Genomic DNA, 14,733 nt, shown 5'->3' with positions numbered 1-14,733 from the left:
GGTTACTGGTATGAGACGAACCAGGGGCGCGGTTCTATGTCATAAGTCTGCTCGGGGGTGAAAGTGGGTGTGTCCTCGTCGATGAAGTTCTTCCACGCCATGAAGTAATCGTCGCTCAAGCCCTGCTGCATGGTGTTCCAGGTATCGAACTTCTGGTCCGGGCCGCCGTGGCCGTCGGCGTGCAGGATGAAGGACAACTCCGGGTGATCCGTGTTGATGGTCTCGCGGTCGCGGATCATCTGCAGCTGGAACTGGTGGACGATAAGGCCCTTCTGCGGCAGCTCGTTGTCGCGGACCAGCTCGGCCAGCCAGTCGCCGACCTCGGTGATTTCGTGGGCCTCAACGTGGCCGACGCGCCCCATGGGCTGCTCGTCCGGGCCGATCTTCCACTCCGGATCCAGGGCCAGCCCGACGTTCGGGCGCTTGAGCAGGTCCTCGTAGAGCTTCGCCTGGTCCAGCAGGTTCGCCCGTCCCGGCTGCAGGTCCAGGAAGGCATACCCGCCGGCCTCGGTGATGGCGTCGATATACGGGATGAGCTCTTCCGGGTCCGCCTCGTTGGAAAAATCGCCGTCCGGGCCCGGTTCCGAGGAGGCCACCGTCGCGATGATCTCGAAGGCGGGCATGACCGGGTAGTCGGTGTGCGGCTGGTATTCGTGGACCAGCTTTTGCACGCGGTCGACGGCCTCTGCCGGGGGCTGCTCCCCCATCAGCCCCAGCGCCCCACCGGACGGGTGACCGTAGAGGGCCACCATGCGGCGGCCCGGGAAGAGCAGCCCGCCGCCGCCCGGCAGCTCGCCGGCGGCCGCCAGCTCGGCGCTGGCATCGAATTCGTCCTGGGAGTCGAAGTCCTTGCCCAGGCCGACGACGGCGCCGTCCTCGAGTGCCTGCATGGATTCGCTGGTCGCGCGCGGGTCGGCCACCGGCACGCCCAGCACGTCGGCCCCGGCCGAGCGGGCCGTCGCCGCCAGCGCGGAGGCCCCGGCGTCCTCGGCGGTCTGGGCCGAGATTAGCGCGGCGGCCGGCACGTCGTAGTCGCTATCCAGGCCCGCGATGCGCTTTAACTCACCGAAGGGGTCCTGCGCGTCCGCCGCCTGGGTCTCAAAGTCCTCGGTGACCTCGATCGAGACTCCCTCGCCCAGGTCCTCTTCCGACAACCCGGCACCGTAGTCGTGGACGGTCTCCGCCCCGAGGCGCTGGATCTCCTCGGCGACAGCGGCCGCGTCCGAGCCCTCGCCACGCACGACGAGCATGGGGGCGCCGGCGGCCACGGCGGCATCGGCGGCGCTGGCCTGGGCGTTGCGGTCTTCGCCGGCGACGAAGACCTCGGCGGCCGAGTCGAAGAAGGCCTGCGTGGTGGCCACGCCGTTACCGGTCTCGTCCGCGACGAGCTCGCGGGAATCGGCCGCCAGTTCCTTCGCGCCCTCGGGCCCGTGCGTGCCGCCTTCCGAGCCGGAGGATCCGTCGCCGCCGGCGCAGGAGGCCAGCCCCAGCGCGGTCGCGGCGACGATGAGCGCTGCCGCCGCCCGCGGGGTGCGGCGGGAGCGTGGGGACAAAGAATTCAGTGCCTTGGTAGCCATCGTGATCATCTTACAAGCCGGCCGGGCTTGGTATGCAGTTTCCTGCATTCTTAATTCCTCGCCCAGCCTGCGGTTCGGTTAACCCGCGGGTTTAGCCAGCGCACACGGCTCGGGCCAGGCGGTCACCGACCTCGGTGGTCACGATGGGGGCACCCGTGCGCGCAGCGACATCGGCGGCCACGGCCTTCTCGATGCGCTCGGCGTTGGCCTCGTCGCCCAGGTGGCGCAGCAGGAGCGCAGCCGAGAGGATGGCCGCGGTCGGGTCGGCCACGCCCTGACCGGCGATATCCGGCGCGGAGCCGTGGACCGGCTCGAACATCGAGGGGTTTACCCGGGAGGCGTCGATGTTGCCGGAGGCCGCCAGGCCGATGCCGCCGGTAACCGCGCCGGCCAAGTCCGTCAGGATGTCGCCAAAGAGGTTGTCGGTGACGATAACGTCGTAGCGGCCCGGATCGGTGACCAGGTAGATGGTGGCCGCGTCGACGTGGTTGTAGTCGACCGTGACGTCCGGGTATTCGCGAGCCACCTCGTCGACGGTGCGATGCCAGAGGCCGCCGGCGTTGACCAAGACGTTGGTCTTGTGAACCAGGGTCAGGTGCCCGCGGCGAGCCTGGGCGCGGGCGAAGGCGTCGCGCACCACCCGCTCAACGCCGAAGCGGGTGTTCTGGGAGACCTCGGAGGCCACCTCGTGCGGGGTGTTCTCGCGCAGGGTGCCGCCGTTGCCGCAGTAGAGGCCCTCGGTACCCTCGCGCACGACCACCAGGTCGATGTCGCCCGGGTTAGCCAGCGGGCTGCTGGCCGCGTCGGCACGAGCCGTAAACGGGCGCAGGTTGACGTGGTGATCGAGGGCGAAGCGCAGCTTGAGCAGCAATCCCCGCTCCAGCACGCCGGGCGCCACCCGGGCCGGGTCGCCGATAGCACCCAGCAGGATGGCATCGTGCTCGCGCAGGGCCGCCAGGTCGTCCTCGGTCAACAGCTCGCCGGAGCGCACATAACGGGAGGCACCCAGGTCGAAGTCGGTGGCCTCGATGTCCGAGCGCACAGCCTTCAGCACCTTGAGGGCCTCCGCCGTAACCTCGGGGCCGATTCCGTCGCCGCCAATAACCGCAAGTTTCATATACTGAGACTCCTATTCCGCATAATGGACTTTGACTCAGTGTAGCAAACCCCGGCGGCTAGGCGGCCATTTTTGTGCGCCGGCCGGATTCGGCCCTTCTTGCGGAGGCCTCCTTTTGGCCCGTAGGCCTCCTCTTGGCGCTTAGGCCTCCTTCTCTCGCCTAGGCGTCCTTTGACGCCTAGGCGTCGAAGTTCAGCTGCAGGCAGGTGGCACCCAGCTTGTTGCAGATCTCCTCGGTCAGCTCGCTGGAGACCGGGTTGTCCACGCGCAGGATGAGTACGGCGTCGTCGGCCACCTTGCCCTGGGTCAGCGCGGCGGCCTCGATGTTGATGCGGGCCCCGCCCAGCACCGTGCCGACCGTGCCGAGCGCGCCCGGAGCATCCGCGTAGCGGAAGAACAGGTTCCGGCCCTGGGCCCGCATGTCGACGCCGCGGCCATCGATGCGCACGATCTTCTCTACGCCGTCGATGCCGGTGCGCGCGCCCTCCAGCACGGAGACCTCACCGTTGGAGCCGATGACCTTGACGCGCAGCACGGAGCTGTGGCCCTGGGCGACCTCGCCGGTGCCGACCTGCACGTCGACGCCGCGGCTCTCGGCAATCTGCATAGCGTTGACGAAGGTGACCGGCTCGTCCACCACGCCGCTAAACAGGCCGCGCACGGCGGACAGCCCCAGCACATCCGGGTCTTCGTTGGCCAGCTCGCCGCAGGCCTGGACCTCGATGGCCACCGCCGGGGAATCCAGCAGCTTGCCGGCCGCCAGGCCAACCTTGCGGGCCAGCTCCAGCCACAGGGCGACCTCCTCGCCCACGCGCCCGCCCGAGACGTTGACCGCGTCCGGGACGAATTCGCCGGCCAGCGCCTTGAGGACCGACGCCGCCACGTCCGTGCCCGCGCGGTCCTGGGCTTCCACCGTGGAAGCGCCCAGGTGCGGGGAGACGGTGACCGCGTCCAGTTCGAACAGCGGCGAATCGGTGCACGGCTCGGAGGCATAGACGTCGAAGCCGGCGCCGCGGTGGCGGCCCGAGCGGATGGATTCGGCCAGCGCGGCCTCGTCGACCAGCCCGCCGCGAGCGGCGTTGATCAGGATCTGGCCGGGCTTCGCCTTGGCCAGCAGCTCGGCGTCGAACATCCCGGCGGTCTCCGGGGTCTTCGGCAGGTGGATGGTCACGAAATCGGAACGCTCCATCAGCTCGTCGAGCTCCACCAGCTCGACCCCGAGGGAACCGGCGCGAGCCGGGTTGGCGTACGGGTCGTAGGCCAACAGGGTGGTCTCGAAGGCCTTCAGGCGCTGGGCGAAGAGCTGGCCGATGTGGCCGAAGCCGACGATGCCGACGGTCTTGCCGTAGACCTCCACGCCCTTGAACTCGGAGCGCGCCCAGCGCCCCTCGCGCAGACTGCGGTCGGCGGCAGGCACCTGGCGGGCGGTGGCCAGCAGCAGGGCGATGGCCTGCTCGCAGGCGGAGTGGATGTTCGAGGTCGGCGCGTTGACCACCATGACGCCACGCTCGGTGGCCGCGTCGATGTCGACGTTGTCGAGGCCGACGCCGGCGCGGCCGACGATCTTCAGGTTGGTCGCGGCGGCGAGCACCTCCGCGTCAACGGTGGTCGCGGAGCGCACCAAGAGGGCATCGGCAGCCGGGACGGCCGCCAGCAGCTCGGCCCGGTTCGGGCCGTCAACCCACTTGACCTCCACGGACTCACCAAGCGCGTCGACGGTGGACTGGGCAAGCTTGTCGGCTATCACTACAAGGGGCTTGGTCATTGAAGGCTCCTGGGGTTGTTGTCTTTTAGAAAGAGGGATCCGGCTGGCCTTCTGTAGTACCCTGGCTATGCAGCGGGAACGCCACTGGCAGGGCGCGGTTCCGACCAGCCTTCCCTAATTCTATCGGCTAACAGTTTTTCATCCCCGAATTCGGGGCCAAGAGCCACCAACGGGCCGTCTTCCATCCCCTCGACCATGGCCTGCGAAACCTTGGACTCCCGCGGGTCGGCCGTGGGCATCATCCGCACGCCCGCGCCATAGGATCGGGCGTTAGCTACCGATGCCACCGAGGCCGCCTCCGTGGCCACCACAATGGGCGCCATGTCCGCGTCGCGCCGCGACTGGGCCGGCAGCGGCACAGCCTCCTCGTCCTCGAGCCGCTCGAGCGGCTCCCAGGCCGCCTTCAGCTCCGTGCGGGTCCGCCCGTCCAGGTGCGCCACCGCGCGCGCCATGTTCTCCCGGTTGGCCACCACCTTGCTCTCAAACTGGAAGGCGGTGATCTGCCCCAGCGCCCAGGTGGTGCCCGGGTCCTGGATGAGGCGCACGGAGCCGGCCGAGGCCGTCATCGGCACCTGGCCGACCATCAGCGCCCGGTCCACGCCGAGCCGGGCCATCTCGGTATAGATATCGTTGCGGATGGACTCGTCGTAGACCAGCATGGGCGCGCGCTGGGACACCGCGATGGACGCCGCGCGCAGCTTAGAAGAATCCCGTTGATCGCTGATGACCAGGGTCGGCGACTCCGGGAAGAAATACCGGAGCGTTTCCAACCCGTACGGGTCCTCGAAGACGTGGAAGTGCCCCTTGAACTCCTCCTTGACCATACGGTTGCGGTTTTCGGCCGCCGCGTCGTCTAAGTTGATGTCGGATTCGGCCGGGGTCACCGAATCCGTGAGCACCGCCGTCGGCTGGTGGAGCACGTCGTGGCAGCCAGAAAGCGTCAGGCACAGCGCCACCGACGCGACATGGGCGGCGACGACTGCAGTGCGGGTGCGAACACCTTTAACGAACAAAGGCTTGCGGTCCTTCTTCTCCGGCAGTCAGATCGGCCTCATCCACGTCCCGACGCACCGGCTTGCCCATGGCGTATTCGATCATCGCCACCAGGCGCTGGCGGCGATCCCGCAGGAAACCGTCGAAATCGGCGGCCCACAGGTACTCCGGGTCGAGCTCGTGGCTGGCCAAAACGGCTGCGAACTCGTGGTCTTCCATTAAAGACTTGGATTGTACTCGGGGCAGGTAGCGCGCGGGCGAATAGCCGTCCAGAACCACCTCGGTGCGCTTGCCCATGGGCGCACGGTTGAGCACGGAGGCCGCCAGGGAGGCCGGCACCGCGTGCTTTTTCGCCCAGGCCAGGGGGAAGACCGGCTCGAAGCCCGGCTGCAGGTCCCCGATGGTCCCCCGGTTGAAAGGCTGGGCGGTGCGCCAGTCCCGCGCTCCCCTGCCCATGAGCAGAGCGTAGATGGCATGGAAGACCCCATCGTCCGGGCCGGCGGACAGCAGGCGGGACTCGCTAAACTGCGCGTCGCGCACCGTCTTCGGCGCCCGGTCGGTCTTACCCTCGACCCAGGCGGTGACCTCGTCGACGTCCCGGGCCGAGCGCAGCTTGACCGCCGAGGAGCCGTAGAGCTCCCCGAACACCCCGCACCAGAACCACTGGTTGAGCTTGTCCCAGGCCGCCTGGGCGCTCAAGACCCGGCCGTGCTCGCCGCGGGCCTCGGAAAGCTGGGCCAGAATCACCGCCAGGGGAACGATCTGGGCGCTATAGGGCACCTGCGCCAGCTCGAAGATGCACCGCTGCGATAGGAACTCGGCGACCTCCCGGAAGGTAATCCGCAGCGTCTCCGTGGCCTTTCGGTAGTCGGCCAGGCGCAGGTTCAGAATGTCCTCGCGCTGCCCGCGCGCGGGACCGCGGGAGCCGGTCACCAGCAAGGAGACCGCCGACAGGAACTGCGTACGGCCGATGCCGTCCAGCGCCGGGTAGTCCCGCAGCACCCGCTCAGTTTCCTCCCAGTCGCGGGCCAGCTGGAAGTCCGGGTCCTCGGCGGCGAAAACCGCGGTGAGCAGGTCGAAGACGTCCATCTGCAGGCCCGCGGCGTTGGCCTGGGCGAAAATTGAGCCCACGCCCGCCCGCGCCGTGTGGCGGGCCAGCCGGATAATCGGCGTGTTGTACCCGGTCAGCGGGGCCATCACCCGATGCTGGAAGGCTGCCAGCAGCGCCCGGTCGCCGTCGCCGGCCTGAGCGGCCATGTCGAAAAGCAGCGCGGGGCCCTCCTCCCCCAGCAACGCGGCGACCGGCAGGCAAAGGTTCGCCACCTGCTGGCTGCGCTCGTGCAGGTTGCTCTCGATGTCGGGACCGAAATGGGAGCGCACTGCCCCGGCCTGGTTGACGGCGAAAACCGCCTCGTCGGGCAGGAGGTCCCCGCGCACGGCGCTGCGCACGTCAACGAAGAAGCTGCGGGTAATCTTCTTGGAGCGAAAATCGGTGGTCTCCACCTCCCCCGAGCCCCGGAAGCAGTGGTAGAGGCTGGTCAGGCGCTGCTGGCCGTCCAGCAGCAACATGCCGGGGGCGTTGTCGGTGGCCGGCGCGCCGCTAATCCGGCGCGGGCGGAAGCGCTGCGGCTCGTTGCGCGTATCCAGGGCCATCATCGCCCCCATGGGATAGCCGCGCAGGACGGTCACGATGAGCGAGCGGATGCGGTCTTCGTCCCAGGCATAGGATCGCTGAAAATCGGGCAGCTGGATATCCCCGCGATCGATGCGGGCGAACAGGTCGGGCAGGTCATAGCTTGGCGTGGTGAAACCCATGCCGCCTAGCTTAACCCCGCCCTAATCGCCGTGCGAGTGCTCAGTACAGGTCGTCTCGTGCGCCTGGTGCCCGGGGTGCTCGAGCTGGATGGTCGAATGCTCGATGCCCATCTCGTGCAGGATCTCCTGCGCCCTATCCAGCACCGGCCCGGTGGAGAAATCGTCGTTGACCACCAGGTGGCAGGTCGCCAGCGCCTCGGTGCCGCTGACCGACCAGACGTGCAGGTCGTGGACGGCGCGCACCCGCGGGATTTCCTCCAACGCCGCGGCGATGTCCGCGACGTCGTAGCCGGCCGGCACTCGGGCCAGCAGCACGGACAAGGAAGCGCCCAGCAGCTTGATGGCGCGCGGGGCGACGATGGCGGCGATCACCAACGAGGCGATCGTGTCGGCGGCGCGCCAGCCGGTGAAGTAGATGATGACGGCGCCCGCGATCACGGCCACCGAGCCCAAGAGATCGGTTAGCACGTGCAGGAACGCGCCCTCGACGTTGAGGGAGGCGCTGCGCTGGCGGTGCAGCACCCAGGCGCTGGCCGCGTTAGCTAGCAGGCCGACGATGGCCACCCCGCCCATCACGTGCGGGTCCACCGCCTGGTCGTTGCCCAGGCGCAGCAGCGCGGAGACCACGATCCACACGGAGACGGCAACAACCGCCACGGCGTTGACCGCGGCGGCAAGGGCCTCCACTCCCCGATAGCCGTACGTCGCCCGAGCCGAGGCCGCCTTGCGGCCAATCACCACGGCAATAACGGCCAGGATGAGGCCGGTGGCATCGGAGAGCATGTGCATGGCGTCGGCCAGCAGCGCCAGCGAGCCGGAAACCACCCCGCCGACAATCTCCGCGAAGAACACCGTGCCCGTGATGGCGAGCGCTGTGACCAGCGCCCGCAGCGGGGTGTTCTGCGCGTCGATGCCGTGCGAGTGGTCGTGGCTGTGCCCACGACTGTGACCGTGGCCGTGCTTTGTCATACTCAATGAGTATAGCCGAAAAACCGGCTATTGAAAATAGATTGAAAATCTAGCGAGCGGTGTCGGTCAGCTCGACCTTAACCCAGCTCATCAGGTCGCGCAGCTGCGCGCCGGTCTTTTCAATCTGGTGGTCGGCGAACTCCTGGCGCAGGCCCTCCAGCTCCTTGTTGCCGCCCTCGACGTTGGCGATCAGGCGCTTGGTAAAGGTTCCATCCTGGATATCGGACAGGATGTCGCGCATGCGCTGCTTGGTGCCTTCGTCGATGACGCGCGGGCCGGACAGGTAGCCGCCGAACTCCGCGGTGTCGGAGACCGAGTAGTTCATGTTGGCGATGCCGCCCTCGAACATCAGGTCCACGATGAGCTTCATCTCGTGCAGGACCTCGAAGTAGGCCATCTCCGGCTCGTAGCCGGCCTCCACCAGGACCTCGAAGCCGGTCTTGATGAGGAACTCCGCGCCACCGCACAGGACGGCCTGCTCACCGAAGAGGTCGGTGACGGTCTCGGCCTCGAAGGTGGTCGGGATGACGCCGGCGCGGGCACCACCGATGGCGGCGGCGTAGGACAGAGCCAGGTCCTGGCCGTTGCCCTTCGGATCCTGCTCGACGGCGATCAGGCAGGGAACGCCCTTGCCGTCCAGGAACTGGCGGCGCACCAGGTGGCCCGGGCCCTTCGGGGCGACCATGCCGACGGTGATGTTCTCGGCCGGCTCAATCAGCTTGAAGTGGATGTTCAGGCCGTGGCCGAAGAAGAGGGCGTCGCCGTCGTGCAGGTGCGGGGCGATCTGGTTGTCGTAGATCTCCTTCTGGGAGGTATCCGGCGCCAGCAGCATGACCAGGTCGGCCCACTCGGCGGCCTCGGCGACGGAGGTCACCCGGAAGCCGGCCTCCTCCGCCTTGACGGCGGACTTGCTGCCGTCGCGCAGGCCGATGGTGACCTCGACGCCGGACTCGCGCAGGTTCTGCGCGTGGGCATGTCCCTGGGAGCCGTAGCCGATGATGGCTACCTTGCGGCCCTGGATGATGGACAGATCGGCGTCGTCGTCGTAGAAGGTCTGGATTGCCATGAGGTATTTACCTACTTTCCAAAAATGATGATGATGGGTGGAAAACTGTGGCCTAAACGGCCAGGGTGATTATTCGTTTATTTGGGTGGGGCCATCGCCTTGGGGCCGCGCGAGAGCGCCACATGTCCAGATTGCACTAGCTCGCGCACTCCGAACGGTTCCAACACGTCCAGCAGCGCTTGCAGCTTGCCGGGGGTGCCGGTGGCCTCCACAACCACGGACTCAGGCGCCACATCGACCACGCGGGCGCGGAAGATGTTGACCGCGTCGACCACCTGGGGCCGGTTTGCGTTGTTCGCTGCGACCTTGACCAACATGATCGCCCGCGCGACCGAGGAATCCTCTTCCAGCTCGACGACCTTGATGACCGGGATGAGTTTGTTGAGCTGCTTGGTAATCTGCTCGATAACAATCTCGTTGGCATCCGCCACGATAGTCAGGCGGTTAATGCCTTCGGTCTCCGTGCGCGCCGAGACGAAGGAGATTATGGAATAGCCGCGGCGGGTAAACATTCCCGCCACGCGGGAGATGATCCCCTCCCCGTCTTGGACGAGCACCGACAGCGTGTGCCGGGTGACATCGGTTGCTGCCATGGTTAACTCTCCTTTCCGGTCGCGTCCAAGTCCTTACTGGACTCTTCCGCGAACAGGGGCCGCAGCCCCTGGACGTATTGGATTTCCTCGTTCGATGCCCCGCCGCCGACCATCGGCCAGACCTGGGCGTCCTCGCCGACGATGAAGTCGATGACGACCGGGCGGTCGTTGATAGCGCGGGCCCGCTCGATAGCCGGGGCGACCTCCTCCTCGCAGGTGACCCGGATGGCTTCGCAACCCAGCGCCTGGGACAGCTGCACGAAGTCCGGCAGGAAGGTGCCGCCCTCGCGCAGCTTGGTGTGCGAGTAGTTGCCGTCGAAAAACAGCGTCTGCCACTGGCGCACCATGCCCAGGTTGCCGTTGTTGATGACCGCCACCTTGATGGGAAAGCCCTCGATGGCCGCGGTCGTCAGCTCTTGGTTGGTCATCTGGAAGCAGCCGTCGCCGTCGATGGCCCAAACCTCGCGGTCCGGGCTGGCGGCCTTGGCGCCCAGGGCGGCGGGCACCGCGTAGCCCATCGTCCCGGCGCCGCCGGAGTTAATCCAGCTGCGCGGGCGCTCGAAGTCGATGAACTGCGCGGCCCACATCTGGTGCTGGCCCACGCCGGAGCAATAGATTGCCTCCGGGCCGGCCAGTTTGCTCAGCTGCTCGAGCACGAACTGCGGGTTGAGCAGGCCGTCCTCGGTCGGCTCCCACCCGCGCGGGTAGCGCTCGCACAGGTCATCCAGGTAAGTACGCCAGCGGTCCAGCTCCGGCAGTTCGGGCTGGCGCGGGCCCTGGAACCCCCGCAGCAGCTGGTGGAGGACCTCGCGGGCATCGCCCACGATGGGGATATCCACCTCGCGGTTCTTCCCAATCTCGGCCGGGTCGACGTCCGCATGGATGACGCGGGCCCCCGGCGCAAACGATGCCGTATCGCCCGTCACCCGGTCATCAAACCGGGCGCCAATGGCGATCAGCAGGTCGGAGCGCTGCATGGCCGCGACCGCCGGCACCGTTCCGTGCATGCCGGGCATGCCCAGGTGCTGCGGGTGCGACTCGGGGAACGCGCCCAGCGCCATCAGCGTGGTGACCACGGGGATGCCGGTGAACTCGGCGAATTCCCGCAGTTCCTTTTCAGCGTTGGCCTTAATAACGCCGCCGCCGACGTAAAGCACCGGCTTGCGGGACTCCGAAATCAGCTGGACCGCCTGGTTGATCTGGCGCGCGTGTGGGCGGGTGACCGGCTTGTAGCCGGGCAGCTCGAGGCGCGTCGGGGCCGTGTAGTCCAACGTGCCGTTTTGCACGTCCTTCGGGATATCGACCAGCACGGGGCCCGGGCGGCCCGTCGACGCCAGGTGGAAGGCGGCGGCGATAGCCCCGGGGATTTCCTCGGGCGTGGCGACGATGAAGTTGTGCTTGGTAATCGGCATCGTGATGCCCCGGATGTCCGCCTCCTGGAAGGCGTCGGTGCCCAACAGGTTGGACCCGACCTGGCCGGTGATGGCGACCACGGGGACGGAATCCAGCATGGCGTCGGCCAGCGGCGTGACCAGGTTGGTCGCGCCCGGGCCGGAGGTAGCGATACACACCCCCACCTGCCCGGAGGCCTGGGCGTAGCCCTCGGCCGCGTGGCCGGCGCCCTGCTCGTGCCGGGTCAGCACGTGGCGCAGGCGGCTCGAATGGGCCAGCGCGTCGTACAACGGGAGCACAGCGCCACCCGGGATGCCGAATACCAGCTCGGTTCCGAGATCCTCTAGCGTGCGGACGATTGCCTCGGCTCCGGTGAGCCTTTCACGAACAGGGGTGCCGGTTCGAGCGGCCACGGAAGCGGGCGTGGGAGTGGGTGAAGCTGCCACGGTAGATTCGCTCCTTTTTGCATTTAAGTGTTGACTGGGTTGACTAGGTTGTCTGGGTTGTTGGTCGTTGTGGTTGGTGATTGTCGGCTACCACCTCCTGGGTGCGAGGCGATGATCATTGCCGGCCGGGGTCTGCCGATACGACAAAGCCCCCGGCGGGAACCTGCCTCTGGTGGTTCCGCGTCGAGGGCGCTTGGCGTATACGACAACAGTTAGCCGCTACGGCGAGCGCCGCTCGGGTACGAGTACTAGCTGAAGTCGAATAATGATCATGTCCTGCATCATACACAGCCGAAAATTTGCGACAACCCCCTTACCCCTAGCCGGGGTTATCTCACGCTTTGAAATTAATTCCGTCACGATTGACCATACAATGAAACGCGTCGCGGGTTTTCCCACGCTAACCCCCGTCCACTAGCATGGATAGCCATGAGCACACCCCAGCGCCGACCTTCCCGTAACAACCGCCCGGCCCGCCCGGAGGAAGCGAATAAAAATCGCACCAACCAGGCACCCGCCGGGACGGCCGAGCAAACCACGGTCTTTCGACCGGAGCGCACCAATCTGCTCGCCATCGTCTTGCTCACCGCCATCGCAATCCTCATCATCTCCTGGAAGCCGCTGGTCTTGGGCTGGCTGCTGATCATCCCCGCGCTGGCCTTCTGGTGGGTGCTGCGGGCGCGCACCACGGTGGGCGAGGCCGGCATCGCCATCCGCTACGCCTTCCGCGGGGATGCCCGGCTGTCCTGGGACGAGTTCGCAGGCATCGGCTTCAAGCGCGCGCACGCCTTCGCCGCGACCCACGCGGGCCGGAAATTCAACCTTCCGGGGGTAACCTTTAATTCACTCCCCGACCTGGCGCGGGCCTCCCGCGGGCGCATCCCGGACGCGCTCAGCGCAGGTAAGAAGGCCGCCGACGACAAGGTCGTGGTCATCCACCGCGACGGGCAGCAGGTTCTCATGTCCAAGGAGGAGTATGCTGCCTACCAAGCCACCGAGGGCGACTCGGCCACCCACACTGAGTCCAACCCCAACTAGGCGCGCGGCCACCCCATCCGCGCACGCGGTACGGCTTTGCCTCTTCTTTCCTGATATCCCCGTGTGCCTGTAGAAAGGTCAAGGCTTTAGACCCCCATGTACCCGCTGCGCTCAAAAACCACCACTGTAGGCCGTCAAGCCGCCGGCGCCCGCGCCCTCTGGCGCGCGACCGGTACCGCCGAGAACGACTTCGGCAAGCCCATCGTGGCCATCGCCAACTCCTTTACCCAGTTCGTGCCCGGCCACGTGCACCTGAAAAACGTCGGTGACATCGTCGCCGAGGCCGTCCGCGCCGCCGGCGGGGTGCCCAAGGAGTTCAACACCATCGCTGTCGACGACGGCATCGCCATGGGCCATTCCGGCATGCTCTACTCGCTGCCCAGCCGCGAGATCATCTCCGACTCCATCGAGTACATGGTCAACGCCCACACCGCCGACGCCCTGGTCTGCATCTCCAACTGCGACAAAATCACCCCGGGCATGCTGAATGCCGCCCTGCGCCTGAACATCCCCACCATCTTCGTCTCCGGCGGGCCGATGGAGGCTGGCAAGGCCGTCGTCGTCGACGGCGTGGCCCACCAGCCCACCGATCTCATCACCGCGATCACGGCCTCGGCCTCCGACGCGGTTTCCGATGCCGCCCTAACCACCGTCGAAGAATCCGCCTGCCCCACCTGCGGCTCCTGCTCCGGCATGTTCACCGCCAACTCCATGAACTGCCTGACCGAGGCCTTGGGCCTGGCCCTGCCCGGCAACGGCACGACCCTGGCCACCCACGCCCAGCGCCGGCGCCTGTTCGAGCAGGCCGGCGAAAAGATCGTCGAGCTGTGCCAGCGCTACTACGGCGAGGAAGACGACCGGATGCTGCCGCGGAGCATCGCCAGCAAGGCCGCGTTCACCAACGCCATGGCGCTGGACATGGCCATGGGCGGCTCCACCAACACGATCCTCCACACGCTGGCCGCCGCCCAGGAAGGCGACGTCGACTTCACCCTGCGCGGCATCGAGGCCATCTCCGACCGCGTGCCCTGCCTGTCGAAGGTCGCGCCGAACGGCGTGTGGCACATCGAAGACGTCCACCGCGCCGGCGGCATCCCCGCCATCCTGGGCGAGCTGCGCCGCGCCGGCCACCTCGACACCACCGTCCACACGGTCTGCTACGACGACGCCAACCAGTGGCTCGACGACTGGGACATCCGCGGCGGGAACCACATCCCGGACGCCGAGGAACTCTTCTACGCCGCGCCCGGCGGGGTGCGCACCACCGAGCCCTTCTCGACGTCGAACCGCTGGTCCTCGCTGGATACCGACCAGCAGGACGGCTGCATTCACTCGGCCGAGCACGCCTACTCCGCCGACGGCGGCCTCGTGGTCCTGCGCGGCAACCTGGCCCCCGACGGAGCCGTCATCAAGGCCGCCGGCGTCGAGGAGGAGCTGTGGGGGTTCAGCGGCCCGGCCCGCGTGGTCGAGTCTCAGGAGCAGGCCGTCTCCGCCATCCTCAACAAGGAGGTACAGGCAGGCGAGGTGCTGGTCATCCGCTACGAAGGCCCCTCCGGCGGCCCCGGCATGCAGGAGATGCTCCACCCGACCTCCTTCCTCAAGGGCGCCGGGCTGGGCAAGAAGTGCGCGCTGATCACCGACGGGCGCTTCTCCGGCGGCACCTCGGGGCTGTCCATTGGGCACATCTCGCCCGAGGCCGCCCACGGCGGGCTCATCGGGCTGATCGAAAACGGCGACACCATCCACATCGACGTGCGCTCCCGCCGCCTGGAGCTGGCCGTCGCCGACGATGAGCTGGCCCGCCGCCGCGCCGCCCAGATGGAGCGGGAGCACCCGTTCACCCCGGTGGACCGCAACCGCCCGGTGACCAAGGCGCTGCGCGCCTACGCCGCCCTGGCGACCTCCGCCGACCGCGGCGCCGTCCGCGTGGTCGACGGCCACGTCCACTAGGCCACGTCGATC

General features: G+C 67.5%; 11 protein-coding genes. 2 read left to right on the top strand and 9 right to left on the bottom strand.

The window, feature by feature from the left end:
• Positions 1-2 precede the first annotated feature (2 nt).
• From VVS03_RS04515 to VVS03_RS04475, 9 genes are all read right to left on the bottom strand, one after another.
• On the bottom strand, positions 3-1,577 hold the full coding sequence (locus tag VVS03_RS04515; RefSeq protein WP_368534080.1) for a cell wall-binding repeat-containing protein: 1,575 nt from the start codon (positions 1,575-1,577) through the stop codon (positions 3-5).
• 91 nt (positions 1,578-1,668) lie between these two features.
• Positions 1,669-2,694, bottom strand: a complete 1,026-nt coding sequence (locus tag VVS03_RS04510) for a 3-isopropylmalate dehydrogenase (protein WP_368534081.1) — start codon at positions 2,692-2,694, stop codon at positions 1,669-1,671.
• Positions 2,695-2,872: 178 nt separating this feature from the next.
• Positions 2,873-4,459 (bottom strand): phosphoglycerate dehydrogenase, encoded by a 1,587-nt coding sequence (gene serA / locus VVS03_RS04505; protein ID WP_368519727.1) that lies wholly within the window; start codon positions 4,457-4,459, stop codon positions 2,873-2,875.
• Positions 4,460-4,524: 65 nt separating this feature from the next.
• The gene (locus tag VVS03_RS04500) at positions 4,525-5,472 is read right to left on the bottom strand and encodes a hypothetical protein (protein ID WP_368519726.1); all 948 of its coding nucleotides are present in this window, start codon (positions 5,470-5,472) and stop codon (positions 4,525-4,527) included.
• The gene (locus VVS03_RS04495; RefSeq protein WP_368519725.1) at positions 5,462-7,267 is read right to left on the bottom strand and encodes a DUF262 domain-containing protein; all 1,806 of its coding nucleotides are present in this window, start codon (positions 7,265-7,267) and stop codon (positions 5,462-5,464) included. Before VVS03_RS04495 ends, VVS03_RS04500 begins: the two co-directional genes overlap by 11 nt.
• Positions 7,268-7,288: 21 nt before the next feature.
• Positions 7,289-8,236, bottom strand: coding sequence for a cation diffusion facilitator family transporter (locus VVS03_RS04490; RefSeq protein WP_368519724.1), 948 nt, complete (start codon positions 8,234-8,236; stop codon positions 7,289-7,291).
• A gap of 49 nt (positions 8,237-8,285) precedes the next feature.
• Positions 8,286-9,302: a ketol-acid reductoisomerase gene (gene ilvC / locus VVS03_RS04485; protein WP_368519723.1), complete on the bottom strand. Its 1,017-nt coding sequence runs from the start codon at positions 9,300-9,302 to the stop codon at positions 8,286-8,288.
• Positions 9,303-9,379: 77 nt separating this feature from the next.
• The gene (ilvN, locus tag VVS03_RS04480) at positions 9,380-9,895 is read right to left on the bottom strand and encodes an acetolactate synthase small subunit (protein WP_368519722.1); all 516 of its coding nucleotides are present in this window, start codon (positions 9,893-9,895) and stop codon (positions 9,380-9,382) included.
• 2 nt (positions 9,896-9,897) lie between these two features.
• Positions 9,898-11,733, bottom strand: a complete 1,836-nt coding sequence (locus VVS03_RS04475) for an acetolactate synthase large subunit (protein WP_368521082.1) — start codon at positions 11,731-11,733, stop codon at positions 9,898-9,900.
• Between the two features lie 429 nt (positions 11,734-12,162).
• Here VVS03_RS04475 and VVS03_RS04470 point away from each other — a divergent pair, with 429 nt between their 5' ends.
• On the top strand, positions 12,163-12,771 hold the full coding sequence (locus VVS03_RS04470; RefSeq protein ID WP_368519720.1) for a PH domain-containing protein: 609 nt from the start codon (positions 12,163-12,165) through the stop codon (positions 12,769-12,771).
• A 96-nt stretch (positions 12,772-12,867) separates the two neighbouring features.
• Positions 12,868-14,721, top strand: a complete 1,854-nt coding sequence (gene ilvD, locus VVS03_RS04465) for a dihydroxy-acid dehydratase (RefSeq protein WP_368534082.1) — start codon at positions 12,868-12,870, stop codon at positions 14,719-14,721.
• Positions 14,722-14,733 lie beyond the last annotated feature (12 nt).

The sequence above is a fragment of the Corynebacterium sp. LK2537 genome (assembly GCF_040946485.1).
In the GTDB taxonomy this organism is placed as follows: Bacteria; Actinomycetota; Actinomycetes; order Mycobacteriales; family Mycobacteriaceae; genus Corynebacterium.
Note: the sequence above shows the minus strand (reverse complement) of the source record. Positions and strands in the feature narration are given on the sequence as shown.